At 63.6% G+C, this 26566-nt stretch carries 21 protein-coding genes and 1 riboswitch; of the genes, 9 read left to right on the top strand and 12 right to left on the bottom strand.

Translation table 11 applies throughout. From position 1 onward, the window contains the following. Nucleotides 1–277: 277 nt before the first annotated feature. From gcvP to ACSSV4_RS05475, 4 genes are all read right to left on the bottom strand, one after another. On the bottom strand, nucleotides 278–3127 hold the full coding sequence (gene gcvP / locus ACSSV4_RS05490; protein ID WP_454273987.1) for an aminomethyl-transferring glycine dehydrogenase: 2850 nt from the start codon (nucleotides 3125–3127) through the stop codon (nucleotides 278–280). Nucleotides 3128–3212: 85 nt separating this feature from the next. Next, on the bottom strand, nucleotides 3213–3572 hold the full coding sequence (gene gcvH, locus ACSSV4_RS05485; protein ID WP_454273986.1) for a glycine cleavage system protein GcvH: 360 nt from the start codon (nucleotides 3570–3572) through the stop codon (nucleotides 3213–3215). 21 nt (nucleotides 3573–3593) lie between these two features. Beyond that, nucleotides 3594–4718, bottom strand: coding sequence for a glycine cleavage system aminomethyltransferase GcvT (gene gcvT, locus ACSSV4_RS05480; protein WP_454273985.1), 1125 nt, complete (start codon nucleotides 4716–4718; stop codon nucleotides 3594–3596). Nucleotides 4719–4883: 165 nt separating this feature from the next. Next, a riboswitch (glycine riboswitch) is annotated at nucleotides 4884–4971 on the bottom strand. Between the two features lie 30 nt (nucleotides 4972–5001). Further along, nucleotides 5002–5454, bottom strand: a complete 453-nt coding sequence (locus ACSSV4_RS05475) for an RrF2 family transcriptional regulator (RefSeq protein ID WP_454273984.1) — start codon at nucleotides 5452–5454, stop codon at nucleotides 5002–5004. Nucleotides 5455–5544: 90 nt separating this feature from the next. On the opposite strand from ACSSV4_RS05475, the gene ACSSV4_RS05470 reads away from it, so the two are divergent. Beyond that, complete coding sequence (locus ACSSV4_RS05470; RefSeq protein ID WP_454273983.1) at nucleotides 5545–6117, top strand: gamma-glutamylcyclotransferase family protein; 573 nt, start codon at nucleotides 5545–5547, stop codon at nucleotides 6115–6117. A gap of 106 nt (nucleotides 6118–6223) precedes the next feature. Continuing rightward, entirely contained in the window at nucleotides 6224–7462 is a 1239-nt protein-coding gene (locus tag ACSSV4_RS05465; protein ID WP_454273982.1) for a DUF2254 domain-containing protein, read from the top strand. On the opposite strand, the gene gltX is transcribed toward ACSSV4_RS05465, so the two are convergent. Then, nucleotides 7446–8771 (bottom strand): glutamate--tRNA ligase, encoded by a 1326-nt coding sequence (gltX, locus tag ACSSV4_RS05460; RefSeq protein WP_454273981.1) that lies wholly within the window; start codon nucleotides 8769–8771, stop codon nucleotides 7446–7448. The two genes, ACSSV4_RS05465 and gltX, sit on opposite strands and share 17 nt — an antisense overlap. A gap of 66 nt (nucleotides 8772–8837) precedes the next feature. Then, nucleotides 8838–10169, bottom strand: a complete 1332-nt coding sequence (locus tag ACSSV4_RS05455; protein WP_454273980.1) for an MFS transporter — start codon at nucleotides 10167–10169, stop codon at nucleotides 8838–8840. Between the two features lie 140 nt (nucleotides 10170–10309). On the opposite strand from ACSSV4_RS05455, the gene ACSSV4_RS05450 reads away from it, so the two are divergent. Both ACSSV4_RS05450 and ACSSV4_RS05445 read left to right on the top strand, forming a co-directional pair. Then, a complete protein-coding gene (locus tag ACSSV4_RS05450; protein WP_454273979.1) occupies nucleotides 10310–11233 on the top strand; it encodes an MBL fold metallo-hydrolase in 924 nt (307 codons plus the stop codon). A gap of 53 nt (nucleotides 11234–11286) precedes the next feature. Beyond that, nucleotides 11287–11682 carry a metallopeptidase family protein gene (locus ACSSV4_RS05445; protein WP_454273978.1) on the top strand — a complete coding sequence of 132 codons (396 nt, stop codon included), beginning with the start codon at nucleotides 11287–11289 and terminating at the stop codon, nucleotides 11680–11682. Between the two features lie 108 nt (nucleotides 11683–11790). On the opposite strand, the gene ACSSV4_RS05440 is transcribed toward ACSSV4_RS05445, so the two are convergent. Beyond that, nucleotides 11791–12600, bottom strand: a complete 810-nt coding sequence (locus tag ACSSV4_RS05440) for an alpha/beta hydrolase family esterase (RefSeq protein WP_454273977.1) — start codon at nucleotides 12598–12600, stop codon at nucleotides 11791–11793. 178 nt (nucleotides 12601–12778) lie between these two features. On the opposite strand from ACSSV4_RS05440, the gene ACSSV4_RS05435 reads away from it, so the two are divergent. After that, nucleotides 12779–13177, top strand: coding sequence for a hypothetical protein (locus ACSSV4_RS05435; protein WP_454273976.1), 399 nt, complete (start codon nucleotides 12779–12781; stop codon nucleotides 13175–13177). 4 nt (nucleotides 13178–13181) lie between these two features. Continuing rightward, a complete protein-coding gene (locus ACSSV4_RS05430; RefSeq protein ID WP_454273975.1) occupies nucleotides 13182–15350 on the top strand; it encodes an ATP-binding protein in 2169 nt (722 codons plus the stop codon). Between the two features lie 6 nt (nucleotides 15351–15356). On the opposite strand, the gene ACSSV4_RS05425 is transcribed toward ACSSV4_RS05430, so the two are convergent. Further along, nucleotides 15357–17024, bottom strand: a complete 1668-nt coding sequence (locus tag ACSSV4_RS05425) for an NAD+ synthase (protein ID WP_454273974.1) — start codon at nucleotides 17022–17024, stop codon at nucleotides 15357–15359. A gap of 179 nt (nucleotides 17025–17203) precedes the next feature. On the opposite strand from ACSSV4_RS05425, the gene ACSSV4_RS05420 reads away from it, so the two are divergent. Beyond that, the gene (locus ACSSV4_RS05420) at nucleotides 17204–18592 is read left to right on the top strand and encodes an MORN repeat-containing protein (RefSeq protein ID WP_454273973.1); all 1389 of its coding nucleotides are present in this window, start codon (nucleotides 17204–17206) and stop codon (nucleotides 18590–18592) included. On the opposite strand, the gene ACSSV4_RS05415 is transcribed toward ACSSV4_RS05420, so the two are convergent. Together ACSSV4_RS05415 and ACSSV4_RS05410 are read right to left on the bottom strand one after the other, a co-directional pair. Next, complete coding sequence (locus ACSSV4_RS05415; protein ID WP_454273972.1) at nucleotides 18593–20122, bottom strand: cryptochrome/photolyase family protein; 1530 nt, start codon at nucleotides 20120–20122, stop codon at nucleotides 18593–18595. Continuing rightward, nucleotides 20116–20781, bottom strand: coding sequence for an SDR family NAD(P)-dependent oxidoreductase (locus ACSSV4_RS05410; protein ID WP_454273971.1), 666 nt, complete (start codon nucleotides 20779–20781; stop codon nucleotides 20116–20118). The genes ACSSV4_RS05415 and ACSSV4_RS05410 overlap by 7 nt, the downstream gene beginning before the upstream one ends. A 271-nt stretch (nucleotides 20782–21052) precedes the next feature. Between ACSSV4_RS05410 and ACSSV4_RS05405 the strand changes: the two genes are divergently transcribed. Then, entirely contained in the window at nucleotides 21053–22618 is a 1566-nt protein-coding gene (locus ACSSV4_RS05405; RefSeq protein ID WP_454273970.1) for a 2-isopropylmalate synthase, read from the top strand. On the opposite strand, the gene ACSSV4_RS05400 is transcribed toward ACSSV4_RS05405, so the two are convergent. Continuing rightward, nucleotides 22613–23197 (bottom strand): NAD(P)H-dependent oxidoreductase, encoded by a 585-nt coding sequence (locus ACSSV4_RS05400; protein WP_454273969.1) that lies wholly within the window; start codon nucleotides 23195–23197, stop codon nucleotides 22613–22615. The genes ACSSV4_RS05405 and ACSSV4_RS05400 overlap by 6 nt on opposite strands. Before the next feature lie 112 nt (nucleotides 23198–23309). Beyond that, nucleotides 23310–25193, bottom strand: coding sequence for an acyl-CoA synthetase (locus ACSSV4_RS05395; RefSeq protein WP_454273968.1), 1884 nt, complete (start codon nucleotides 25191–25193; stop codon nucleotides 23310–23312). Nucleotides 25194–25528: 335 nt separating this feature from the next. On the opposite strand from ACSSV4_RS05395, the gene ACSSV4_RS05390 reads away from it, so the two are divergent. Next, complete coding sequence (locus ACSSV4_RS05390) at nucleotides 25529–26545, top strand: extracellular solute-binding protein (protein ID WP_454273967.1); 1017 nt, start codon at nucleotides 25529–25531, stop codon at nucleotides 26543–26545. The last annotated feature ends 21 nt before the right edge of the window (nucleotides 26546–26566 follow it).

Here is a 26566-nt window from a genome sequence, read left to right as displayed (position 1 = left end):
AGTCTGAGCACCGAAAACGTGACCCTGCGGAGGGCCAACTCCGCAGGGTCTTCTTTTTCAGGAACTCAAAGCCCCGTCAAAAGCCGGATGACCGTGACCAACAGCGTTCCCGCTGCCAGAAAGATCATCCATTTTCGAAAATTGCTTTCATTCAGCCTGATCACCTCCTTCTGCTGCAATGGATTGCAACAAAAGTACACCACCGGGTCGAGGTGAAGGAAAGGTAAAAATACGTCTTCGTCTTGCGGAATTTCGCTTGCAGTCTCCGGACAGCCCCCTACTCCGCCGCCTCCGCATAGTCCTCGAGCGGCGGGCAGGTGCAGATCAGGTGCCGGTCGCCATAGACATTGTCCACACGGTTGACCGGCGGCCAGTACTTGTCCACCCGGAAGGCCCCCGGCGGGAAACAGCCCTGTTCGCGGCTATAGGGCCGGTCCCACTCGCGAATGAGATCCTCCATCGTATGCGGCGCGTTCTTGAGCGGGTTGTTCTCGGCATCCATCCGCCCCTCCTCGATGTCGCGGATCTCCTGCCGGATCGCCAGCATCGCGTCAACGAACCGGTCCAACTCGGTCTTGGTCTCGCTCTCCGTGGGCTCCACCATCAGCGTGCCGGGCACCGGAAAGCTCATCGTGGGCGCGTGAAAGCCGCAATCCATCAGCCGCTTGGCGATATCGTCCACGGTGACGCCCGCGCTCTTCTCGAACGGGCGCGTATCGAGGATGCATTCATGCGCCACCCGGCCCGTCGGCCCCTTGTAGAGCACGTCATAGGCCCCCTCCAACCGCTTGGCGATGTAATTGGCATTGAGGATCGCCACCCGCGTCGCCTGCGTGAGGCCCGCGCCACCCATCATCAGGCAATAGGCCCATGAAATAGGCAACAGCGAGGGCGAGCCATAGGGCGCGGCACTGACCGGGCCCTGTTCGCCGCCCGTCGCCGGATGGCCCGGCAGATGCGGCACCAGATGCGCCTTGACGCCAATCGGTCCCATGCCGGGCCCGCCGCCGCCATGCGGGATGCAGAAGGTCTTGTGCAAGTTGAGATGGCTCACGTCGCCGCCCACGTCACCGGGCCGTGCAAGCCCCACCATGGCGTTCATGTTGGCCCCGTCGATATAGACCTGCCCGCCATGTTTGTGGGTGATGTCGCAGACCTCGCGCACCGTCTCCTCGAACACGCCGTGGGTTGAGGGATAGGTGATCATGCAGCCGGCGAGGTTCTCGGAATGCTTTTCGGCCTTGGCGCGAAAATCCTCCACGTCGATATCGCCGTTCTCGGCGGATTTCACCACGACCACATCCCAGCCCACCATATGCGCGCTTGCCGGGTTGGTGCCGTGGGCGCTAACCGGGATGAGGCAAACCTTGCGATGCCCCTCGCCATTCGCCCGATGATACGCGGAAATCGTCAGGAGCCCCGCATATTCGCCCTGCGCGCCGGAATTGGGCTGCATCGAAATCGCGGCATAGCCGGTGATGTCACAGAGCTTGGTGCTCAGATCGTCGATCATCTCCTTATAGCCAAGCGCCTGATCGGCGGGCACAAAGGGATGCAAGAGCGAGAATTCGCGCCAACTGACCGGCATCATCTCGGCGGCAGAATTGAGCTTCATCGTGCAGGACCCAAGCGGGATCATCGCGCGATCCAGCGCCAGATCACGATCCGCCAGACGGCGCATGTAGCGCATCATCTCGGTCTCGGCCCGGTTCATGTGAAAGACCGGATGGGTGAGATACGCGCTCTCTCGCTGCAACGCCTCGGGGATGCGATACTCATGCGTGAAATCGCTGTCCTCCATGATGATGCCAAAGGCGCGCCAGACCGCCTCCACGGTCGCGGTGCGGGTGCGTTCATCAAGCGTGATGCCTATCTTGGTGTCGCCCACGCGGCGCAGGTTCACACCCTCGCGCACCGCCGATTGCAGCACGCCACGCTGCAAGAGCCCCACATCGACCGTGATCGTGTCAAAGAAATCGCCCGGCTCCACATGAAAGCCCGCCGCCTCCAGCCCCTTGGCCAGACGCACCGTCTTGCGGTGGATGCGCTGAGCGATGGCGCGCAGCCCCTTGGGGCCGTGAAACACCGCATACATTGACGCCATGACCGCCAAGAGCGCCTGCGCGGTGCAGACATTCGAGGTGGCCTTCTCGCGGCGGATATGCTGCTCGCGGGTTTGAAGGCTGAGGCGGTAGGCACGGTTGCCGTGGCTGTCCACACTCACCCCCACGATCCGCCCCGGCAGGGCGCGCTTATAGGCATCCTTGGTGGCCATATAGGCGGCATGCGGGCCGCCATAGCCCACCGGCACGCCGAACCGCTGTGTAGATCCTACGGCGATATCGGCGCCCATGGCCCCCGGCTCTTTGAGAAGCGTCAGCGCCAATGGATCGGCAATCACGATGCCGATGGCGCTTTGCTCATGCAATGCCGCGATCTCAGCGCTGAAATCGCGCAGATACCCGTGCGTGCCGGGATACTGGAAGATCGCGCCGAACACCTTGTCGGCCTGCATCGCCTCGGGCGCGCCTACGATCACCTCGATATCCATAGGCGCGGCGCGGGTCCGCATCACGGCGATATTCTGCGGATGACAGTTCTCATCGACAAAGAACGCCCGCGCCTTCGACTTGGCCACGCGCTGCGCCATGGTCATCGCCTCGGCCGCCGCCGTCGCCTCGTCGAGAAGCGAGGCATTGGCAATCTCCAGCCCGGTCAGGTCACTGACCATGGTCTGGAAATTCAACAGCGCCTCCAGCCGCCCCTGGCTGATCTCGGGCTGATAGGGCGTGTAGGCGGTGTACCAGGCCGGGTTCTCGAAGATATTGCGCTGGATCGCGGGCGGCGTGACCGTGCCATGATAGCCTTGCCCAATGAGCGAGGTCAGCACCTTGTTCTTGGATGCGGTCTGCCACATGTGATGCAGCAATTCGCTTTCCGACTTGGGCTTGCCGAAATCGAGTGGGGCCTCCTGTCGAATTGATTTTGGCACCGTCTCGTCGATCAGCGCGTCGAGGCTGTCGACACCCAGCACGTTGAACATCTCCGCCATTTCCTCGGGCGAGGGGCCGATATGACGGCGATTGGCGAAATCATAGGGCAGATAGTCGGTCGCTTTGAACGGCATGGCGGTGTCCTCATCGCATCCGGAGGCGGCAGGCGCCGACCCCCTGGTTCATCTTTCCGAAAATACTCTCGCCGAAGGCAGACCCTCAACCAATATAAGCCCGGTAGGCGGCCTCATCCATCAGGTCGTCCATCTGGCTCGGGTCTGAGGGCTTGATCTTGAAGAACCACGCATCGCCCATCGGATCGTCATTGACCTTGCCGGGCTCGTCGGTGAGCACCTCGTTCACCTCCACGATCTCGCCGTCGATGGGGGCGAGGATGTCCGAGGCCGCCTTGACGCTCTCGATCACCACGATCTCGTCGTCCTTGGTGACAACCTTGCCGACCTCGGGCAGTTCGACAAAAACCACATCGCCCAGCTGTTCGCTGGCATGCTCGGTTATGCCCACGACCACGACATCGTCTTCTTCGCGCAGCCATTCGTGTTCTTCGGTGAATTTCATGTTGTGCTCCCTGATGCTGATTCAGCGTTTGAAATTGGCGGGGGTGAAGGGCAGCCGGGCCACCCGGACAGGAAGGCGCTTGCCACGCAGCTCCCCGAAAAGCTCGGTTCCCTCGGCGGCCATTTGGACGGGCACGTAGCCCATCGACATCGGCCCTTCGATCGTTGGTCCGAACGCGCCAGAGGTGACATGGCCCACCGGTTCGCCCCCCTCGGCTGCGGCGAAAAGCGGCGTGCCTTCGCGCATCGGCGCGCGACCCTCGGGGCGCAGGCCAACGCGGGCGCGGGCTGCACCGTTCTGCAGCTCATCCAGAATGCGCGCGGCACCCGGAAAGCCCCCGGCCCGGTCGCCGCCCGCCCGACGCACCTTCTGGATGGCCCAGTTCAGGCTCGCCTCGACCGGGCTGGTGGTGGTGTCGATGTCGTGCCCGTAAAGGCACAGCCCCGCCTCCAGCCGCAGGCTGTCGCGCGCCCCAAGGCCGATGGGCTCCACCGCCTCATGCGCAAGCAGGGCGCGGGCAAGCGGTTCGGCCTGATCCTCGGTCACGGAAACCTCATAGCCATCTTCACCGGTATAGCCCGAGCGCGAGATCCACAGGTCTCCGAAACCGCTGTCGAAAATGCCCACATCCATGAAGCGCATCTGCGCCACGCCCGGCACCAGTTCCGCCAGCACGCCCTCGGCGGCGGGGCCTTGCAATGCAAGCAGCGCACGGTCGGTGATCGCCTCGACCTCGACGCCCGAAAGCCAGGCCCGCATATGCGCGATATCCTCGGTCGTGCAGGCGGCATTGACCACGACGACCATGTGATCGCCGCGATTGGCCAGCATCAGATCGTCCAGAATACCGCCTGCGTCATTGGTGAAGAAACCGTAACGCTGCCGCATCACGCCCAGACCCAGCAGATCGACGGGCACCAGCGCCTCCATCGCGCGGGCGACCTCTGCATAGCCGCCGGGCGCGCGCAGGATCACCTGCCCCATGTGGCTCACATCAAACAGCCCCGCCTTGGCGCGGCAATGCAGATGCTCCTTCATCACGCCCATGGGATATTGCACCGGCATGTCATAGCCCGCAAAGGGCACCATTTTGGCCCCCAAGTCACGGTGCAGCGCGTTGAGCGGTGTGATCTCCATATCGGCCATCAGCGTCCTTCCCTATCCATCCGGGCCGGATCATGTGCTGATCGCTCCGGCACCGACAAGACGCAAGCCCACAGGCTGCGCCGCGATGCCCCCTCTGTCCTTTCGCCTGAGATCGCTATCCCTTCGGCGCCCCGCATGTCGCAGCCGGGTCTCTCCAGAGTTCATTTGACGGGGCAGGTCCCTTTTGCCTGAGAGTTTCCGGGGCGGTTGCTCCTTCGGCACTGGCACGCGCCAGTTCTCCCTGTCCAGTCAGCGTGCACGCTAGTATACCGCGCGCAGGCCTTCAAGTCCGTTTCATGCAGGGCACCGCTGAAAAGATCGTGAAAAGCGCCTCGTTGTCGCAGACCAGCGCGTCGAGCGTCACCTCGTCAAGATGGGCATAAAACGCCTCAACCGCGTCCACGAGGGCAACGCGCAAGCGGCAGGCCGAGGTCAGAGGACAGGTATTGTCCACATCGGCAAAGCATTCCGCGACGGGGGTATTTTCCTCCAGCCGACGAAACACCTCGCCCACCCGGATCTCCGACATCGGGCGGCCAAGTGTCACACCGCCAGTGCGCCCGCGCTGCGTGTGCAGAAATCCCAGTTGACCCAGCTTGTTGATGATCTGCGCCAGATGGCTCTCAGAGGTGTTGCAACGCTCGGCGATCTCGGATTTGGTGACCAGACGCCCCTCGTTGGCCGCGCAGAACATGAGCAGGCGGATGGCGATATTGGTGCGTTTGGTGATCCGCATGGTGTCCGGCTCCCTTGCTTGAACTCCGCGAGGATTGCCCCGAGACTAACGAGAAACCATGATTCAGATCAAAGGAGCGGCAAAACCTTCATGCAGGATGCATATTTCTTCGGCTATGGCAGCCTTGTGAACCGCGCGACCCATGTATTCGAGGGCGCGCAGACCGCGCATCTCAGGGGCTGGCGGCGCATCTGGCGGCATACCGATCTGCGGCCCGTGGCCTATCTCACGGTGGTGCCAGACGAGGGGGCCGAGATCGACGGGCTGATTGCGCCGGTGCCAGGGGCGGACTGGCCCGCGCTCGACGCGCGCGAGGCGGCCTATATCCGCGCCCCCGCCTCGCATCAGGTACGCCACGCCCTGCCGCATGCGCCCGAGATCGCGGTCTATACCATCCCCGACGGCCATCACGGCGCACCGACACAAGCGCATCCCATCCTGCTCAGCTATGTCGATGTGGTGGTGCAGGGCTATCTGCGCGAATTCGGCGAAGCCGGGGTGGCGCGGTTCTTCGACACCACCCATGGCTGGGACGCCGCCATTCTCGATGACCGCGCCGCGCCGCGGTATCCGCGCCATCAGACGCTGAGCGGCGAGGAGCGCGATCTGACCGACATGCATCTGGCGCGGCTCGGCCCGTCGATCATCGTGGCCTGCGAATGACGCACGTTCCCGCCTGGACCGGCCCCGGCAGGCGCGCCACTATAGCCGAGCATATCGGCAACGGGGGGCACTCGCGGTGAGGTTCAGTTTTCTTTCGACCTGGGCAATGACCCTGTTGCGGTTCAGCCGCAAGCTGTGGTTGAGGGTCAGCCTCTTTGCCCTGCTCGCCGTGCTTGTGGCCGCCGTCTCCATCCTTTTCGAAGACCAGATCCCCGCCGCGATGAAAGACCGCTTCACCACCGCCTCGGTGATGCCGATCCTCTCGATCCTGGCCTCCGGCATGCTCGCGGTCAGCACCTTCTCGCTCAACGTCATGGTGACCGCGCATAACGCGGCGGCGCAGCAGGCCACACCACGCGTGCACAGAATCCTTCTGGCCGATACCACCACCCATACGGCTTTGGCGGTCTTTATCGGGGCTTTCGTTTATGCGCTGAGCGCGATTATCCTGATCAAGTCGAACGTCTATCCCGAAGGCTCGAGCGTGCTGGTTCTGGGCTTCACCGTGGCAGTCGTGGTGCTGGTCGTGCTGGCGCTCTTGCGCTGGATTCATCATCTCAGCGATCTCGGCAGCATGGACGCCACGCTTGCCGCGACCGAGGCCTCCGCGCGCACCTGCCTGATCCGCAGCAACAATCTGCCGTCACTGGGCGCAGTGGTGATGACAAAGGACATGGTCATTCCCGCGCGGGCGTCGCCCATAAAGGCCACCGCCACAGGCTATGTGCAATTCATCGACATGCCGGGCATCAGCGAACGGCTGAAATCCGACCAGACGCGCGTCTATCTCCAAGCGCGTCCCGGCGACTATGTGATCGAAGGGCAGACCATTGGCCATGTCACGGGCCTGCCGAACGACGAGACCGAAACCATCGCGCGGCGCTACACCATCGGTCGGCATCGCACGTTCGAGCAGGATGCCTCCTACGGGTTGCTGGTGCTGTCCGAGACGGCTTCGCGCGCACTCTCGCCCGGGATCAACGATCCGGGCACGGCGATCGCGGTGATCTGTCGGCAGGAAAAACTGCTGCTTGACTGGGCGCATGCGGTCCCCGGCGAGAACGAGCCGCTTTTTTCACGCGTCTTTCTGCCCGACACCTCGCGCCAGGCGATGATCGAGAATGCCTTTGCCGGGGCGGCGCGCGACGGGGCCGGGCAGATCGAGGTGGGCTTGCGCCTGCGCGACGCGCTCCGGCGGATCGCGGATGCGCCGGATACCGCGCTTGCCGACGCTGCGCGCGACATGTCCGCGCGTGCTTTGAAATATGCCGACGCGGCCCTGACCCTCGAAAGCGAACGCGAGCGCCTGCGCGAGCCACCGGGCGGGATTAGTTCCTTGCCTTGATCACCTGCAGGAGCGGTAGAACCTTCGCCATCTCCGGTCCGCGCGCCTGACCGGTCAATGCCAGACGCAGCGGCATGAAGAGGCCCTTGCCCTTGCGCCCCGTCGCCTCCTTGACCACGGCGGTCCATTTGCCCCAGGTCTCGTTGTCATGCGGACCCTCGGGGAGGAGCGCCATCGCCTCGGCGATGAAGCCGCGGTCCTCCTCGTCGATCACTGGATCGGCCCCGTCGCGGAACATCGCCCACCATGCGTCCAGATCATTGAGCGTGGTGATGTTCTCGCGCGTGACCTCCCAGAATTGCGGGCCAAGATCGTCGGGCACGCCAAGCGCTGCGATCGTCCCGGCCACCGCCTCATAGGGGCGCGCGGCGATGATCCGGGCGGTCAGCGGAAAGAGATCGTTCTCGTCGAATTTGGTCGGGGCTGCACCGAACCTCTCGATGTCGAACCCTTCGATCAACTCGGCCATGTCGCTGCGCAACTCCACCGGATCGGCAGAGCCGAGCCGAGCCATCAGGCTCAGGAGCGCCATCGGCTCCACCCCGCGCGCGCGCAGATCCCGCAAGGAAAGGGTGCCAAGACGCTTGGACAAGGCCTCGCCCTGCGGACCGGTCAAAAGCGAGTGATGCGCGAAATGCGGCGACGTGCCGCCAAGCGCCTCGATGATCTGGATCTGCGTCGCCGTATTGGTCACATGGTCCGAGCCGCGCACCACATGAGTGACGCCCATCTCCACGTCATCGACAACCGAGGCCAAGGTATAGAGCACCTGCCCGTCGCCGCGAATGAGCACCGGGTCCGAGACCGAGGCCGCATCGATGGAAATCTCGCCCAAGATGCCGTCCTGCCAGATGATCCGCTCCTGATTAAGCTTGAAGCGCCACACGCCATTGCCACGCTCCGCGCGCAGGGCCGCACGCTCCTCTTCCGTGAGGCTCAGGGCCGCGCGGTCATAGACCGGCGGACGGCCCATGTTGAGCTGCTTCTTGCGCTTGAGATCAAGCTCCGTCGGCGTCTCGAACGCCTCATAGAACCGGCCCATATCGCGCAGCCGCTCTGCCGCCTCGGCATAGCGGTCAAGCCGTTCGGACTGCCGCTCGACACGGTCCCAATGCAGGCCCAGCCATTCGAGATCGTACTTGATCGCGTCCACATATTCCTGCTTGGAACGCTCCGGATCGGTATCGTCGATGCGCAGGATGAAGGTGCCGCCCGCCTTGGCGGCGATCATGTAGTTCATCAGCGCGGTGCGCAGGTTGCCCACATGGATGTATCCGGTGGGTGACGGGGCGAAACGGGTGGTGGTCATGGGCGTCTCCTGACTGTCGCGCGGGCTTTGTCACAGACGCGGGCGATTGTCCAGATTGCGGCGGCTCTAGCCGTGGGTGGGCCAGGCGTGATGCTCGTCGTCGATCACTAGCGGATGCGCGTGCCGCCGCCCGCCATGGGCGCGCAGATGCGGGTGATCCTCGGGCAGGTCCGGATGTTCGTGCTCAGGTGCCTCAGGCAGACCGGCGGGCCAGAGTCGTGACGCCAGAGCCAGCCCAACCACCGCCACGCCTGCGAGCAACATCAAGGCTGGCCCCATCCCGATCGCCTGCCCCGACCAACCGGCCAGGGGATAAGTGACCAGCCAGCAGGCATGGCTGAGCGCGAATTGCGCGGCAAAGACCGCCGGGCGGTCCTCGGCATGGGCCGAGCGCCGCAACAGCCGACCCGAGGGCGTAAGGATGGTTGAATAGAGAAACCCGATCATCCCCCAGACCAGCAGGAACACGCCCCAGCCGGGCAAACCGTCAAGCCAGAGCGTCGCACCGATCAGCAGCGCCACCAAGATCAGGCTCTGCGCGCCCGCCACCATCACCCGCCGGTCCGACAGATGATCAAGCAATCTTGGCAGGATCAGCGCCGCCGCCATCGAACCCGCGCCAAAGGCCGCCATCGCAATCGCCAGACCGGTCTCGCCCGCGCCATAATCGCCGCGCACCAGCACCACCGTATTGACCAGCACAAACGCCCCGACCGAGGCGGCCGCGAGGTTGAGTGCCAAGAGCCCGCGCAGGCGTGGCGTCGCCAGATAGATGCGCAGCCCCCGCGACAGACGCTCGCGGAACGGGCGCGCCGCCGCCGTGCCGCGCAGGGCGGGGATCACCGACACCGCCACCAGAATGGTGGACCCGACAAACCCCGCCACCGTGCCCAGAAACAGCAAGTGATAGCTCATCACCGTCAGCAAGAGACCGGCCAATGCCGGGCTTGTCAGGTTCTCCAGGTCATAAGCGATGCGCGACAGCGACAGCGCTCGGGTATAGTCACGCTCGTCCGGCAGCACATCGGGCAGCACCGCCTGATAGGCCGGGGTGAAGGTGGCCGACGCCGCCTGCAACACGAAGATCAGCCCGTAGACCTGCCAAAGATCGCTGACAAAGGGCAGGCAAAGCGCCACCGCTGCCCGGATCAGATCGGCCCCGATCAGCACTGCTTTGCGCGGCAGCCGCTGCACCACCGCCTGCGCGACGGGAGAGAGCCCCACATAGGCCACCATCTTGATCGTATAGGCCGTGCCCAGCACCAGCCCTGCGCGATCCCCCGCGAAATCATAGGCCAGAAGGCCGAGCGCCACGGTCAGCAGCCCCGAGCCCACGAGCGCCACGACCTGTGCTGCGAACAGGCGGGCATAATCGTGGTTCCGGAACAGGGACAACATGGCCCCATGCTAACCGTTCTGCGGGTCGCGTCGAAAGGGGCAAGTGCGCAGGTGTCCCGTTCTCAAATTTGCGTGACCGTCAATCGTGCTACATGCAACTACGCTATTGTTTGCGAGGAATAACGAAACAGGAGGTTCACATGTCCCGCACCACACTTACCCGCCGCGCTGTTCTGGGCTCGGCCGCAGCCCTGCCGCTGGCCGCTGTCGCCGCCACATCCGCGCGCGCCACTGCGCCGATGATGGGCGCAGGCACCACGCGCTTCAACCGCGTGACGCTTGGCGACTTCGAAGTCACGACGCTTCTGGCCGCCACCACGCCGCGCCCCGACCCGCATTCGATCTTCGGGCTCAACGTGGACAAGGCAACCTTCGACGAAGTATCCGCCGCGGCCAACATCCCCACCGATCAGGCGCAGTTCTTCTTCACCCCCACGGTGGTGAATACAGGCAGCGAACTGGTCCTCTTCGATACCGGGCTCAACCCCGAGGGCATCACCTCCGCGCTGGAGGCGGCAGGCTACTCGCCCGATCAGGTCGATGTGGTGGTGATCACCCATATGCATGGCGACCATATCGGCGGGCTGATGGGCGATGGTGGCGCGACCTTCGCCAATGCCCGCTACGTGACCGCGAGCACCGAATTCGACGCCTGGGCGGCGATGGACAATCAGACCTTCGACGCCAAGATGCGCCCGCTGGCCGAACAGACCGAGATGATCGGCGACGGGGCGAGCGTCGCTTCGGGCATCACCGCGATGGCGGCGCATGGCCACACGCCCGGCCACACGGCCTACATGATCGAGAGCGGCGGCAGCCAGCTTCTGATCGCGGCGGATTTCGCCAATCACTATGTCTGGTCGCTGGGATATCCCGATTGGGAGGTCAAGTTCGACATGGACAAGGCCAAGGCCGCCGAAACACGCCGCCGCCTGCTCGGCATGCTGGCCGCCGACAAGATCCCCTTCGTCGGCTATCACATGCCTTGGCCCGGCACCGGCTATGTCTCGGCCAAGGGTGACGGCTTCGTCTACGAGCCGACCAGCTATCAGCTGATGCTTTGACATCCGAACGGGGGCGGATTTACTTTCCCGCCCCCGCGCCCCATATCGCCGGGATGAAAGACCCGGCACCCACCCTTGCGGAGATCGAAGACATCGCCCGCAATGCCCTCGCCCAGTTGCCCGAAGCGTTCAGACGCGCGACTTGCGACGTGACGCTGATCGTCACCGAGTGGCCGCCGACGCATATCCTCGCAGAGATGGAGATCAACGACCCGCTCGTTCTGACCGGGCTTTACGAAGGCATACCGCTCACCGAGAAATCCAGCTTCGACCAGCCGCTTGGGCCCGATACGGTCTGGCTGTTTCGCGCGCCGATCCTGGCGGAATGGCGCGACCGGGGCGATGTGAGCCTGGAAAATCTGGTGACCCATGTCGTGGTGCATGAGTTTGCCCATCACCTCGGCTGGTCGGACGACGACATCGCCACAATAGACCGCTGGTGGGAGTGAGGCGACCCGATTTCGAATGGCTGACGCCATCCGACCTGCCGGGGGCGCTGCCCCCGGACCCCCGGAGTATTTCTGCCAAGAAGAAACCGGGACAGATTCAGAGGCGGGTCAGAGCTGGCCCGCCTCGTGCAGTCGCTCCCAGGCGAATTTAACGTAGCTGCTGCGGAAGGAATGCCCGCCTGGATGGAGGCAAAGGTCGAGCACCTCGCCGCGCGGATTGCGACGGCTCTGGCAGTCGAGATCCTCGAAACTATGCGTGCCGTCGGGGCTGAAGCCGCCGAGCCGTTCATACATGTTCATCGACTCCGAGACCTTGCCCTGCCGGGTCTCGCGGATGGGGCGGCCGTCAAGTGGCACGGTCGGGTCGCTGCGCCCGTGGATATGCACGAGGCTTGCGGCCGGGGTTTCGCAGCTGTCCGGCGGCCCCTTCCAGAAGGTTCCGGCAATAGCGGCAAAGCCCGCGAAACGCTCGGGCATGGTGCAGGCGAGGTTCCATACCATCATCCCGCCCGCCGAGAACCCTGCCGCCATGAGGCGCGTCGTATCAAGCGAAAAGCGATCCGACGCATCCTCGATCACCGCCTCGACATAGCGGTATTCGACCGACCCATCGGCCTCCATATGGCTGGGGGAAAAGGGTATGACCCAGTCGTCATCGGCGGATTTGAGCGCGATGAGCGCCAGTCCCATATCTGCCACTACGCGCCGCAAGTTGGCGTTGCGCATCACCGCCTCCGCCGATCCGCGATAACCATGCGCGTATATGATCGCGCCGACCGGGTCCTGATCCTGCCCCTCGGGCAGCGCGATCCGGTAATGCCGGTCGCCGATCAGACAATCCGTATCGGGGCCGCAGGCCATTGCGCCAGAGGCTGCGAAGAGCATGAAGTAGGCGATCGCACAAAGACCATATCGCATGTGAGAATTCCTTTTGAGCTGACGGAAAGATGGGGCCCGACATGACCGGTGACAAGTCACAAGCACGTAATGCGTCCCACGGAATCACGAATTTGTGATCCAGAATTCGAGGACGCTAAACGGCTTGGTAAGGCTTTGCCAGCTTGATGGAGGCGCGTTGAGGATTGGAGAACCGACCATGATGAAACGACTGGCTAGTTTTGCGCTTCTCGCGCTTGCGGTTTGCGCCGCGCTGCCTGCTGAGGCGCAATCACTGACGAAACTGCGCACCCAGTTGCAGGCGGCGTTGCAGCGCAACCTAGGCCGATCCATGCTGGCCGGTGCCTTGCCGCATGTGGATCTGCAAACCGGTGCCGTGACCCGATATTACCCAACCGAAAACCACGAGATCATCCTGCGTATGGATGAGATCTATGTGATGTGCGCCACCCTGGTCACAGAGAGCGGCACCGAGGCGCTGGTCGACTACTATCTGACCGAGAGCGACGGTCGCTTCGCTGTGATTCGAACCGAAATCAACAACCGCGCTCCGCTCCACGCGTTGATGGAGGCGGGCCGGGCGACACGGCTTGACTGACCCGATGCGCATTGCCGAGCACGCAGATCCGCGCACGCCCACCCTCGGGCTTTACCTGCGGCTGACAGCCGTGATGGTCCCGACCTTCCTGTTCTTCGCTGCCTCGGGCCTCTTGTGGCTGAGCGAAAAAAACCTGCTGCGCAGCGAAGAGGCGATGGCGATGCGCATCGGCAATGCCACCGCTCGTCTGGGCGGCGCCCTCGAGCGGTTCAGCGATCAGGGCACTGACCCGGTCGATTGGCAAAACCCGCATGTCACCGACCTTATGCAGACCCTGCTGGGCGACCCCGCGATCCGCTGCGTGCAGCTGCGCGACCCCGAACGCGGCGACATCCTTGCCATGGTGCCGCAGGGGCTGGGCTGCAAGGGGGCGGAAGGCGCGCTGGCGCTGCCCTATGAGGTCTATTCCTGGCCGATCACAGAGCTGGTGACGCGCTTTGACGAGCGCGAGATCGCCACCGTCGAGCGCTATCAGCGCGATTTCCTGCTGCTGCTGCTGGCCGGGGGCATCCTGATCGCGGCGATCGCCAATTGGGTCTCGTTCCGTGTGATCGTGGGCCGACCGCTGCGGCATCTCATCGGACGGCTGGAAAAGGCCCGTGAGATCGCCATCGCCGCGAATGAGGCCAAATCCGACTTTCTAGCCAAGATGAGCCATGAAATCCGCACCCCGATGAATGGAATCATCGGAATGGCCGACGTGCTAGCCGAGACCGAACTCAGCCAGGAGCAGGGCAGCTATCTGCGCACGATCACCCGCTCGGGCGATGCGCTCTTGACGATCATCAACGACATTCTCGACTTTTCCAAGATCGAGGCCGGCAAGCTTACCCTGGCGCAGGAGCCTTACCGCCTGCGCGACATCGTCGAGGATGTCACCCAACTCCTCGCGCCGCTCGCCACGCGCAAGGGAATAGCGATCTATGCACAGGTCTCGCCCGACCTGCCCGATGTGATGCTGGGCGATTCCGGAAGGCTGCGTCAGATCCTTGTGAATGTCGCGGGAAACGCAGTCAAGTTCACCCTCGACGGTCATGTTGCGATCGAGGTCGCACGCGGTGCTCCCGGCGAGATCGTGCTGTCGGTCTGCGATACCGGTGTGGGCATTCCGGAGGACCAGCAGGACAAGGTCTTTGCCCCGTTCGAACAGGTCGACAACAGCGCCACGCGCAGTTTTGGCGGGACCGGTCTCGGGCTTGCGGTCAGTCGTCAACTCGTGACGCTCATGGGCGGCCACATCGGCATGCAGAGCCTCGAAGGTCATGGCACGCGCTTTGACATCGTCCTGCCGCTGGTTCCGGATGGGGGGCCCACTGACGGTATCTGCGCTGCACCGCTCGCGCGCAGTGATGGCCCCGCCCCGGTCATCTGGCTCGTCGATCCACTCGCGGGGCGGCGCGGGGGAATGGCCCGGGTGCTGACGCATCTTGGTGCCCACGTGGTCGAGGCCGGAACGACCGAGACCCTGCCGAATGACGGCAACCCCGACCTGCTGATCATCGACGATGCGGCGGAAGATCATGCCTTGGCAAACGGCACACCGCAGATCCTGATGTCCGACAAGCCGCCCTCGCATCAGAAGGACGTGACTGTACTTCGCAAGCCCTGGCGCGAAACCCTGTTCATAGAAACTGTTCGTCAGAGTCTCGATGGCAAGGCGGGGGGGGCGAGCCAGTCCGCGTGCCACAGCGGACATGCAAAGGGGCAAACCGGTGCGCCCCCTGTGCCGACCGGCTGGGCAGACGGGATAGACGTGCTCGCCGTGGATGACAACGCTACCAACCGGCTCTTGCTCGACCGGTATTTCTCGGGTGCGGGTGCCAGCCTGCGTCTGACGTCGAACGGTGCGGACGCGGTTGCCTCCTATGCCGCGGCGCGCGCCGATCTGGTGCTCATGGATGTCTCGATGCCTGGCATGGACGGGTACCAGGCCACCGGGCTCATCCGCACCCATGAGGCCGCGCATGATTGGCCTGCCGCGCATGTGGTGGCGGTGACCGCCAATGTGCTCGACCAGCATCGCCAGGCCGCGCATCTGGCAGGGATGGACGGGTTTCTGAGCAAGCCGTTGCGCAAGGCGGATCTCATCGCCTATGTGTCCCGTTTCCGCGAAACACATGGTCCAGGGGACCGCGCCCCCCGGACCGCACCGCCCCCGCGCGCCGCCGAATGAGCGGCATCACCCCTTGGCGGACCGGTCGCGCCAGCGGTTGATGATCGGATAGCGCCGGTCGAGCCAGAAGGCGCGCTTACTCAGTCGCGTGCCCGGTGCCGCCTGGAAACGCTTGTATTCGCTGATGTAAAGCAGATGCTCGACCTTTTCGGCATCCGCCGCATCAAACCCCGCCGCCACGCAATCCGAGATCGAACCGTCCTGATCCACAAGGATATCGAGGATCCCGTCCAGCACCGGGTAATCGGGCAGCGAATCGCTGTCCTTCTGATCCGCGCGCAGCTCCGCGCTCGGCGGTTTGTCGATGACGCGCGCAGGGATCACCGCGCCCTCGGGCCCCTGCATCCAGCCCCGATAATGGGCGTTTCGCCAGCGGCAGATCTCGAACACTCGCGTCTTGTAGAGATCCTTGATCGGATTATAGCCGCCAGCCATGTCGCCATAGATCGTGGCGTAACCAACCGCCACTTCGGACTTGTTGCCGGTGGTGAGCAGCATCTCGCCGAACTTGTTCGAGAGCGCCATCAGGAGCAGACCGCGCAGCCGCGACTGAATATTTTCCTCGGTGAGATCCGGCTCGGTCCCCTCGAAGAGCGGCGCAAGCGTTGTGCTGATCGCCGCGCGGCCTTCGACAATCGGCACGACATCGTATCGGCTCCCCAGATTTTCGGCGAGCGCCTTGGCATCCTCCAGCGACTCCTCCGACGTGTATTCAGAGGGCAGCATCACGCAGCGCACATTCTCGGCCCCAAGCGCATCGACCGCGATGGTCGCCACGATCGCGCTGTCGACCCCGCCCGACAACCCAAGCAAAACGCGCGAAAACCCCGCCTTGCGCAGGTAATCGCGCAGCGCCAGCACCATGGCGTTGTAATCCTGTTCCAGATCATCGGGCAGATGCGCCAGGTCGCCCGGCACGGCCTGCCAGCCCGCGGGCCCCCGTTCGAAATCGACATGGGTCACGGCCTCTTCGAACATCGGCAGTTGCACGACCAACCCGCCCCCGGGGTTGAGCACGAAAGACCCCCCGTCAAAGACCTGATCGTCCTGCCCGCCCACGAGGTTGAGATAGACCAGCGGTAGCCCGGTCTCGATCACCCGCGCGACCATCAGGTTCTGGCGGGTGTTGATCTTGTCGCGGTAATGCGGCGAGCCGTTGGGCACGAGCAGCACTTCCGCGCCGGTTTCCGCCAGCGTTTCCGCGACGTCTTCGTGCCAGGCATCTTCGCAGATCGGGCTGCCAATCCGCAGCCCGCGCACGGTGTAGGGCCCGGTGACATCGCCGCTTTGGTAAATGCGTTTTTCGTCAAACACAGTCTCATTGGGCAGGTGATGCTTGAGCACCCGCGCCGTCACCTGCCCGCCTTGCAGGATGTAATAGCCGTTATAGAGCCCCGCCCCCTCGAGCGCGGGACCGCCGATAGCGATCGCGGGACCATCGGCGCAATCGCGCGCCAGCCCCTCGATTGCGGCGATGGAGGCCTGGTGAAAGGCCGGTTTCATCACCAGATCCTGCGGATTGTAGCCGGTGATGAACATCTCGGGCAATGCCACGAGATCGGCCCCCGCCACACGCCCCGCTTCCCAGGCCACACGCGCGCGCGACGTATTGCCCGCAAGATCGCCCACGGTGGCGTTCAACTGTGCCAGTGTCAGCCGGAACCGATCCGCCATGCGCGTGCCCCTTCATCCAATCCTGCGCCTGATTTAGCAGAACCCCGCGCGAGGGAAAGCCGATTTGCCCGGAAACCCGTTGTCACGCCCGCCCGCGTCCACTAGATTTGCCGCACCCGTCAGACAACCGGACGGGATCGGGCATCGGGGCAGACATGACGCGCTTGTTGACACGGACGATGGTTTTCACCGCCGCACTTGCGGGCGCAGACATGGCTGCGGCGCAGGATGACGAGGTGCGCACCAAGCAATATGACGATGGCGGCGTCTATGAGGGCACGTTCAAGGACGGGCTGCAGCACGGCACCGGCACCTATACGCTGCCCAACGGCTACGAGTATACCGGTGAGTGGGTCGAGGGCGAGATCAGGGGTGAAGGCGTGGCCCGCTTTCCCAACGGCTCGGTCTACGAGGGCGAGTTCGCACGTGGCAAACCCGATGGCGTGGGCAAGATCGTGTTCACCGATGGCGGCACCTACGAAGGCGAGTGGAGCGACGGCAAGATCACCGGCCAGGGCGTCGCGGTCTACGCCAACGGCGTGCGCTACGAGGGCGGCTTTCTGAATGCCATGCATCACGGGCATGGCCGCATGAAAAGCCCCGGTGGCTATCGCTACGAAGGCGATTGGGTCAACGGCGTCAAGGAAGGCCAGGCCACGATCACCTATCCCGATGGCGCGGTCTACGAAGGGGCTGTCGCGCGCGGTGCGCGTGAGGGTGAGGGCAAGCTCACCATGCCGGACGGGTTGGTTTACGAAGGCACGTGGAAGGCGGGCCAGATCGACGGCACCGGCAAGCTGATCCAGCCCAACGGCGACGTCTACGAGGGCAATCTCGTGGCCGGGCGGCGCGAGGGGACGGGTCGTGTGACCTATGAAAACGGCGACGTTTACGAGGGTGAGTTTCAGGATGACCGCCGCCACGGCCAAGGCACGTTTACCGGCACTGACGGCTATCACTACGAGGGCGAATGGCGCGCTGGCAAGATTTCCGGGGAGGGCCGCGTTACCTATCCGGACGGTTCCGTCTATGTGGGCGAGTTCCGCGATGATCTGGCCAATGGTCTGGGCAAGATCACCTATCCCGACGGCTCCACTTATGAGGGCGACTGGGTAGGCGGCGTGATCGAGGGCAGCGGCACCGCAACCTATCCCAACGGTCTTGTCTACGAGGGCGAGTTCGTCGAGGCCAAGAACCACGGTCAGGGTGTGATGACCTATCCCGACGGCTATCGCTATGAGGGCGAGTGGCAGAGCGGCCAACGCCATGGTCAGGGCACCGCCACCTATCCCGACGGCACGGTCTATGAGGGAGGTTTCGCCGAAGGCCAGCGCGATGGTCAGGGCAAGATCACCATGCCCGACGGGTTCCTGTATGAAGGCGAGTGGCAGAACGGCGAAATCTCCGGCCGGGGTGTGGCGACCTACACCAATGGCGATGTCTACGAGGGCATGTTCCGCGCGGGCAAGCGTCAGGGTGAGGGCACGATGCGCTACTCCAGCGGGCAGGAGGCCAGCGGCACATGGGAAGACGGTGCGCTGACCCGCAACACCGAGACGGCGGACTGATCATACGACGCGCCCGGCGTCGATGTTGCCCAGCACCTTGGCGGCCCCGTCGAGCACCGCCGCGCGACGCGTCTCGTGCATCTTGTCCCATATGCGATAGACTGGCCCCATGCGCGGATTGCGCCCGAACCGGTCGCGGTGACGGATCAGAAAATCCCAGTAGAGCAGGTTGAAGGGGCAGGCCCCTTCGCCCGTCTTCTGCTTCACCGAATAGGCGCAGGTGGCGCAGTAATCCGACATCTTCGCGATGTAATTGCCGGATGAGATATAGGGCTTGGAGGCGATGATGCCGCCATCAGCGAACTGGCTCATTCCGATCACGTTCGGGGCCTCGACCCATTCGAACGCATCGGCATAGACGGCCAGATACCACTCATGCACCTGGCCCGGGTCAATGCCTGCCAGCAGCGCGAAATTACCCGTCACCATCAACCGCTGGATATGGTGCGCGTAAGCCTCTTGCTTCGTCTGATCAACAGCTTGCGCGACGCAGTTCATCCGCGTCTGGCCACCCCAATAAAACCAGGGCAAATCACGGGTCTGGCCCAGCGTGTTGCGTGCCGTATAGCCCGGACCCTCGCGAAAATAGATCCCGCGCATGTATTCACGCCAGCCGATCACCTGCCGGATATAGCCTTCGGCGGCATTGATCGGCACGCGCCCGGCTTGCCATTCCTCAACCACGCGGTTGCAGATATCCACAGGATCGAGCAATCCGATGTTCAAATACATCGAAATGACCGAGTGATGCACAAATCGGTCATCCTGTAGCATCGCATCCTGATAATCGCCGAAGCCCGCCAGTAGATGTTTGACGAAATGGTCGAGTGCGCGCTTGGCCTGCGCCGAGGTCACGCCGAACCAGAACGGGTGAAGATCGCCGAAATTATCCCCAAAGCGCGCCTCGACCAGATCGAGCACGTCCGCCGTGATCTCATCCGGGGTGAACCGCATCGGGCGAGCGCGCAACATGTCGATTTTCGCCGGTTTGCGGTTGTCATGGTCATAGTTCCACTTGCAGCCCGCAGGTTTGTCGCCCTCCATCATCAGGCCCGTCTTGCGCCGCATCTCGCGGTAGAAATACTCCATCCGCAGTTCCTTGCGGCCCTCGGCCCATCGGTCGAACTCGTCAAGGCTGCAAATGAAGCGATCATCCGGCAGCTGCGTCACGGTCAGCGGGGCGTTCCCGAGCGCCTCGATCAGCCGCCATTCGCCGGGTTGCGTGGCGATCACCTGTGACGTGCCATGCGCCTGCCCCCGGCGCATCAACTCGCCGACGATGCTCTTGCTGGCCTCGGGATCATCCAGCCGGGTATAAGCGACCTGCCAGCCATCCTCGCGCAGTTCTTCTGCGAAATGGCGCATCGCCGAGAGGATCAAGGCGATCTTCTTGGGGTGATGGGGGACATATGTGCCCTCCTCCATCACCTCGGCCATAACCACGATATCGCGGGATTTGTCGGCCTCGCGCAGCGCCGACAATCCGTGGCTCAACTGGTCGCCCAGCACGAGGACAAGACGCGCTACCATGGCACCCGCGCGCCCTGCCAATCAAAGAATTGCCCGCTATCCTCGACCGTCAAATCGCCGATCACCGACAGCAGGTTCTGCGCCGCCTCTTCGGGCGGCACCGACGGATGTCGACCGAGGTATTTCTCGGTAAAGGGTGTCTGCACGGTGCCCGGATGCAGCGCGACGCAAATGGCTTCACGGTGGCTGCGTCCCAGTTCAATGGCACCGGTATGGATCATCTGGTTGAGCGCCGCCTTGGCCGTGCGATAGCTGTACCAGCCGCCAAACCCGTTGTCCCCGATCGAACCGACCCGCGCCGAGAGGGCCGCGAACACGCAACGCCCGTCACGCGGCAAGAGCCGCACGGCGTGTTTCAAAACCAGTGACGGGCCGATGCAATTCAGCGCAAACTGATCCATCATCGACTTGGGCGTCACCTGCTTGAGCGCCTTCTCGGGCCGCGCGCCGTCAATCTCCAGCGCACCGGTCGCGACGAGGATCAGATCATACGGCCCGTCTAGCCGCCCCAACCCCGCCTCAACGGAGGATTCGTCGGTCACGTCGAGCCCGTCCGCGCTGCGCGACAGGCCGGTCACCGCCACACCCCGCGCGCTCAGCGCCTCCGATACCGCCCGCCCGATGCCACCGGACGCGCCTATGATCAGTGCCTTATCCATGATCGCAGAGCTAGCCGATGAGGCATAGGCTTCAAGCCTGTTTCGCAGGGGGCGGAAAAATTTCGGGGTTTTCATCGGCGTGCGGCGCTCTTATAGTTTTGGTCATGTTGACGCAGAACCATATCGTCCGCCTGCCCCGCGCCCCCCGTCGCGGCCTCCGGGCTGTTCTGCTAGGCCTAAGCCGCCTCTGAGCGTGCCGTCATGGCGCGACCGCTCAGAGGATGTGCCGTTTTCGCGCCGCAGGCTTAGGATTCATTGAAAGAGACCCGACATGACCGAACAGACCAAAGATAAAGTGGTGATCTTCGACACCACCTTGCGCGACGGCGAGCAGAGCCCCGGCGCGACCATGACCCACGCCGAAAAGCTCGAGATCGCGTCGATGCTCGACGAGATGGGCGTCGATATCATCGAGGCGGGCTTTCCCGTCGCCTCTGAGGGAGATTTCCGCGCCGTCAGCGAGATCGCCAAACAGGCGAAAGATGCTACGATCTGCGGCCTCGCCCGCGCCAACCTCAAGGACATCGACCGCTGCTGGGACGCGGTGAAACACGCGAATTCCCCGCGCATTCATACCTTCATCGGCACCTCGCCGCTGCACCGTGCGATCCCCAATCTCACGCAGGATGAAATGGCCGACCGCATCCATGAGACGGTGACGCATGCGCGCAACCTGTGTGACAACGTGCAATGGTCGCCGATGGATGCCACCCGCACCGAATGGGACTATCTCAAGCGCGTCGTCGAAATCGCGATCAAGGCGGGCGCTACCACGATCAACATCCCCGACACCGTGGGCTATACCGCCCCGGTGGAGAGCGCCGATCTGATCCGCCGCCTCATCAACGAGGTGCCGGGCGCCGATGAAATCGTCTTTGCAACCCATTGCCATAATGACCTCGGCATGGCGACCGCCAACGCCCTTGCGGCCGTCGCTGGCGGCGCGCGGCAGATCGAATGCACGATCAACGGGTTGGGCGAGCGCGCGGGCAACACCGCGCTGGAAGAGGTGGTGATGGCGCTCAAGGTGCGCGGCGACATCATGCCTTATGAAACCGGGATCGACACCCGCAAGATCATGAACATCTCGCGTCGCGTGGCCGCCGTGTCGGGCTTTGCCGTGCAGTACAACAAGGCGATCGTTGGCAAGAACGCCTTTGCGCACGAGTCGGGCATCCACCAGGACGGCATGCTCAAGAACGCCGAGACCTTCGAGATCATGCGCCCCGAGGATGTGGGCCTCGCCGCCACCAATATCGTCATGGGCAAGCATTCGGGCCGCGCCGCGCTGCGCGCCAAGCTGCATGATCTCGGTTACGACCTTGCCGACAATCAGTTGGGCGACGTGTTCGTGCGGTTCAAGGAACTCGCCGATCGCAAGAAAGAGGTCTATGACGAGGACCTGATCGCATTGGTAAATGCCGGGCTCGATGATGAGAGCGACCGCTTGCAGATCAAGCACTTGCAGGTGATCTGCGGCACCGACGGGCCGCAAAAGGCGACGCTCACCATGATAATCGACGGCGAGGAGAAATCGACCGAGGCCACCGGCGACGGCCCGGTGGATGCCACCTTCAACGCGGTCAAGGCGCTCTTTCCGCATGAGGCGCGGCTGCAACTCTACCAGGTGGCCGCCGTGACCGAAGGCACCGATGCGCAGGCCACCGTGTCTGTCCGGATGGAGGAAGAGGGCCGCATCGTGACCGGGCAATCGGCGGATACCGACACCGTCGTGGCCAGCGCCCGCGCCTATGTCCACGCGCTCAACAGGCTGCTGGTACGCCGCGAAAAGACCGGCGCGGACAGGCGCGAAGTGAGCTACAAGGATGTGTCATAAACCCGCGCTGCGGCCCATGCCGCGCGCCCGTTCGATCCATCGGGCGCGCTTGGCCTCATTGGCTGTCTTTACCGTGCCGAATTGCACGATCTTGCGAGGTGCGATCCCGCAGAATTTCAGCACCTGGTTGCGCAGCGACCGCCGCCCCGGTTTGCGGTAGACCAGCGTGTCGTACCAGGGTGGGGTGTCCGAGGTCAGGATCGCATCCGCTTTACGCCCGGTGAGCAGCTTGTCCCAGAGGACACTGCCCTTGTGATAGCGAAAGGCGAAACCCGAGGTCAGCGCACGATCCAGAACCGCCTTGGCGCGCGCGGGCATCGCCCCCCACCAATAGGGATGCACGATCAGCAGATGATCGGCCCAGGCGATGTTCTCCTGCCAGGCCAGAAGGTCAGGCTCCAGCGGGGGCGTCTCGGGGCCGTAGCCCTCGAAATGCGGATCGAATCGCATGGCGTTCAGATCCATCCGTCGGATCGTGGCCCCGGATTCGGTGGCCCCCTCCTGATAGGCATCGGCGAGGGCGACACAAAAGGAGGTGGCGCGGGGATGGGCCACCCAGATGAAGACCTTGCGGGACATGGGACGTCTCCTTGGCGGCGTGAGCGAAAGACATGACGCGGCGGTGCGTCAGAATGACTTTTCACCGCAGAAGATAACACTCCCGTGACGCGCGGCCTGTCCGCTCCGGTCCCTACTCCGCCCATTCCCAGGGCCGCGTGAACTGGCCGAGGACGTGGCCGATGGCCTCTTCATCCGCCTCACCCGTGCGGGTCAACTGCGCCACCAGCCCGCGTTTCTTGTCATCCACCACCGAGGAGACCTGCGCGGCAATGCCCGCCTCGCCGAGTGCGGCATTGTAGATGCGGGTGATCGCGTGCTTGCGCAGCTCAGGCTTGAAGACCTTGCCGACGGCGGTCTTGGGCAATTCGTCCAGCACCTCGATGTATTTCGGGATCGCGGCGCGCTCATGCACGTGGATCTTGCAATGCTCCAGCAGGTCCGCGCCGGTGGCACTGCCGCCCTCGACCAGTTCGACATAGGCGCAGGGCATCTCGCCGGCATGGGCGTCGGGCTGTCCGATCGCCCCGGCCATGGCCACATCGTGATGCGCCATGAGCGCCTCCTCAATATCCGCCGGGTCGATATTGTGCCCGCCCCGGATGATCAGATCCTTGGCGCGCCCGGTGATCCAGAGATAGCCATCGCCATCGATACGCCCCAGATCACCGGTGCGCAGATAGGTTTCGTGGTGATAGAGATCGGTGTTCTTGGCCGCCTCGGTATAGGTGTTGCCCGGAAACACGCCGGGGTTGGAAATGCAGATTTCGCCGACCTCGTCGGTGTCGCATTCCACCGGCTGGCCCTCGGCCAGCTTGTAGATCCGCACATCGGTATAGGGAAACGGCACCCCGACCGAGCCAACCTTCTTCTCACCCTCAGGCGGGTTGCAGGACACAAGGCAGGTCGCCTCGGTCAGCCCGTAGCCCTCGATGACCTTCATACCCGTGGCGGCTTCGAACCGGGTGAACAGCTCCATCGGCATCGGTGCAGAGCCCGAAAAGGCGTTCTTCACAGTGCTCAGATCCGCATCGACCTTGCGCTGCATCAGCGCCGAGACCGCCGTGGGCACTGTGATCACGAAGCTGATCTTCCAGCGTTCGCACAGCTTCCAGAAATTGTCGAACACCCCCTCGCCGCGATAGCCCGCAGGCGTTGGAAACACCACATGCGCGCCAGACTTGATGCAGGCCATCAGGATCACGTGGCAGGCAAAGACGTGAAACAGCGGCAGCGGGCACATCACGTTGTCGTCTTCGGTAAAGAGCAGCGTATGTCCGATCCAGCCGTTATAAATCATGCCGGAATATTTGTGCTGTGCGACCTTGGGCATGCCCGTGGTGCCGCCAGTGTGGAAATAGGCGGCGACCCGGTCCCCCTCGCTATCCTTGAAATTCAGGGTCTTGTTCTGCCCCGCCATTGCCTTGTTGAAATCGAGCACATCTGCATGGTGGCCGGTCGGGTTCTTGGGGCGTACCAGCGGTACGATCCAGCTTTTCGGCGGGGTGAGATAGCGGTTGAGGTCGATCTCGTAGACCGTATGAACATCGGGCGCGTGGCGCACCGCCTCGGCGGTCTTCTGCGCGATGTCGGTCTTGGGGAAGGCCTTGAGCGTGACCACCACCTTGGCCCCGGTCTCGCGCAGGATCGCCGCAATCTGTTCGGGCTCCAGCAGTGGGTTGACCGGATTGACGATCCCCGCGATGGCCCCGCCGATGGTGGCGACGGCGGTCTCGACACAGTTGGGCAGGACGAGGGCGATCACGTCCTCCTCGTCCAGTTTCAGGCTCCGGAAGAGGTTCGCCGCCTGACAGCACTGATCGTGAAACTGCTGCCATGTCAGGGTCTGCGCCTTGTCGGAAGGCCCCGAAAGCAACTGATAGCTCAGCGCCGGACGGTCCGGAAAGGCGCGCGCGGTGTCGTGCAGCATCTGGTAGAGGGTGGCCGGTCTTTCGCGCGCCTCCCATGGCATCTCGTTCTGTATGTCAAGCGCATCCTGCCGCGATGTGAAACCCATCGGACCGTCCTCCCTGTAATGTCCCGCCTCTCCCGAGCGGGGCCCTCGTTGCGCGTCAGAATGTGCGGGAATGGGGCGCAGCGCAAGTTTTACGCTGCGTATTGGGAAGGGGCCGATCCGGGGATCCTGGGGTCGCGCCCGAGGATGACGGCGAGATGAGCGCAAAGTCATTCACAGGCGTGATCGGAGCATGTCCCGTCACCCGTCCCGGCTGCCTTTGACGGGCGCTTCCCTCCGTGATCCGACTGATTTTGTCAGAAATACTATTGACTCTTTTAGTCAGCAATTCGTAGGAATAACCTACGAATTCACTCGGAAACCTGAAAGGAACCCCGATGCACCCGTTCAAAGCCGCGATGAGCGTCACCGCCCTCATGGCCCTGACCGCGCCTGCCTTCGCGCAGGAGGTCAACCTCTATTCCAGCCGTCACTATGACAGCGACGACGCGCTCTATGCCGCTTTTACCGAGAAGACCGGCATCACCATCAACCGCATTGAGGCCAAGGCCGACGAGTTGATGGCCCGGATGGAGGCCGAGGGTGCCAACAGCCCCGCCGACGTGTTCATGACCGTCGATGTGGGCCGCATCGCGCGCGCAGAGGAACGCGGGCTGCTCCAAGCCTTCGACTCGGACGTGATCGAAGCCAATGTGCCTGCCCATCTGCGCCATCCCGATAATCTGTGGACCGGCCTGTCGCAGCGCGCGCGGATCATCTTCTATTCCAAGGACCGGGTCGACAACCCGCCAACCACCTACGAAGAGCTGGCCGATCCTGCCTACAAGGGGCAAGTCTGCATTCGGTCGTCGTCGAACATCTACAACCAGTCGCTGATGGCCTCGATCATCGAGAACCACGGCGAAGAGGCCGCCAAGGACTGGGCCGCGGGCATCGTCGAGAACATGGCGCGCGAACCGCAGGGCGGCGACACCGACCAGCTGCGCGGCATCGTCTCGGGTGAGTGCGACATCGCTGTCGCCAACACTTACTATTTTGCCCGGGGTCTCGCCGACGACGTGGATGGGCTGACCTCCGGTATCGACGGCATCGGCTGGGTCTGGCCGAACCAGAGCGGACGCGGCGCGCATGTCAACCTCGCCGCCGCCGGCATCGCCGCCAACGCGCCCAACAAGGCAGAGGCGACCGCCCTTCTCGAATACCTCGCCAGCGAAGAGGCGCAGGCGCAATTCGCCAATGCCAATAACGAATATCCGGTCATGTCCGGCGTGCCGATCGGCGAGCATGTCGCCAAGATGGGGCTCTTCATCCCCGACAACGATACGCCGACCGCGTCGTTCAAGGCACACGCCGCAGACGCACAGACCATCTTCAACGAGGTCGGCTGGGACTGATCGGGCAAGATCCGCTCACGG

This window comes from Roseovarius sp. MBR-154 (assembly GCF_053628595.1).
Note: the sequence above shows the minus strand (reverse complement) of the source record. Positions and strands in the feature narration are given on the sequence as shown.

Excerpts from the sequence above, each read along its gene's own strand:
- ACSSV4_RS05475 (WP_454273984.1), bottom strand. The coding sequence starts at position 5,454 with ATGCGGATCACCAAACGCACCAATATCGCCATCCGCCTGCTCATGTTC.
- gcvP (WP_454273987.1), bottom strand. The coding sequence starts at position 3,127 with ATGCCGTTCAAAGCGACCGACTATCTGCCCTATGATTTCGCCAATCGC.
- ACSSV4_RS05435 (WP_454273976.1), top strand. The coding sequence starts at position 12,779 with ATGATGAAACGACTGGCTAGTTTTGCGCTTCTCGCGCTTGCGGTTTGC.
- gltX (WP_454273981.1), bottom strand. The coding sequence starts at position 8,771 with ATGACCACCACCCGTTTCGCCCCGTCACCCACCGGATACATCCATGTG.
- ACSSV4_RS05395 (WP_454273968.1), bottom strand. The coding sequence starts at position 25,193 with ATGGGTTTCACATCGCGGCAGGATGCGCTTGACATACAGAACGAGATG.
- ACSSV4_RS05410 (WP_454273971.1), bottom strand. The coding sequence starts at position 20,781 with ATGGATAAGGCACTGATCATAGGCGCGTCCGGTGGCATCGGGCGGGCG.
- gcvH (WP_454273986.1), bottom strand. The coding sequence starts at position 3,572 with ATGAAATTCACCGAAGAACACGAATGGCTGCGCGAAGAAGACGATGTC.
- ACSSV4_RS05445 (WP_454273978.1), top strand. The coding sequence starts at position 11,287 with ATGAAAGACCCGGCACCCACCCTTGCGGAGATCGAAGACATCGCCCGC.
- ACSSV4_RS05470 (WP_454273983.1), top strand. The coding sequence starts at position 5,545 with ATGCAGGATGCATATTTCTTCGGCTATGGCAGCCTTGTGAACCGCGCG.
- ACSSV4_RS05455 (WP_454273980.1), bottom strand. The coding sequence starts at position 10,169 with ATGTTGTCCCTGTTCCGGAACCACGATTATGCCCGCCTGTTCGCAGCA.
- ACSSV4_RS05415 (WP_454273972.1), bottom strand. The coding sequence starts at position 20,122 with ATGGTAGCGCGTCTTGTCCTCGTGCTGGGCGACCAGTTGAGCCACGGA.
- ACSSV4_RS05425 (WP_454273974.1), bottom strand. The coding sequence starts at position 17,024 with ATGGCGGATCGGTTCCGGCTGACACTGGCACAGTTGAACGCCACCGTG.
- ACSSV4_RS05390 (WP_454273967.1), top strand. The coding sequence starts at position 25,529 with ATGCACCCGTTCAAAGCCGCGATGAGCGTCACCGCCCTCATGGCCCTG.
- ACSSV4_RS05440 (WP_454273977.1), bottom strand. The coding sequence starts at position 12,600 with ATGCGATATGGTCTTTGTGCGATCGCCTACTTCATGCTCTTCGCAGCC.
- gcvT (WP_454273985.1), bottom strand. The coding sequence starts at position 4,718 with ATGGCCGATATGGAGATCACACCGCTCAACGCGCTGCACCGTGACTTG.
- ACSSV4_RS05405 (WP_454273970.1), top strand. The coding sequence starts at position 21,053 with ATGACCGAACAGACCAAAGATAAAGTGGTGATCTTCGACACCACCTTG.
- ACSSV4_RS05420 (WP_454273973.1), top strand. The coding sequence starts at position 17,204 with ATGGTTTTCACCGCCGCACTTGCGGGCGCAGACATGGCTGCGGCGCAG.
- ACSSV4_RS05465 (WP_454273982.1), top strand. The coding sequence starts at position 6,224 with ATGACCCTGTTGCGGTTCAGCCGCAAGCTGTGGTTGAGGGTCAGCCTC.
- ACSSV4_RS05400 (WP_454273969.1), bottom strand. The coding sequence starts at position 23,197 with ATGTCCCGCAAGGTCTTCATCTGGGTGGCCCATCCCCGCGCCACCTCC.
- ACSSV4_RS05450 (WP_454273979.1), top strand. The coding sequence starts at position 10,310 with ATGTCCCGCACCACACTTACCCGCCGCGCTGTTCTGGGCTCGGCCGCA.
- ACSSV4_RS05430 (WP_454273975.1), top strand. The coding sequence starts at position 13,182 with ATGCGCATTGCCGAGCACGCAGATCCGCGCACGCCCACCCTCGGGCTT.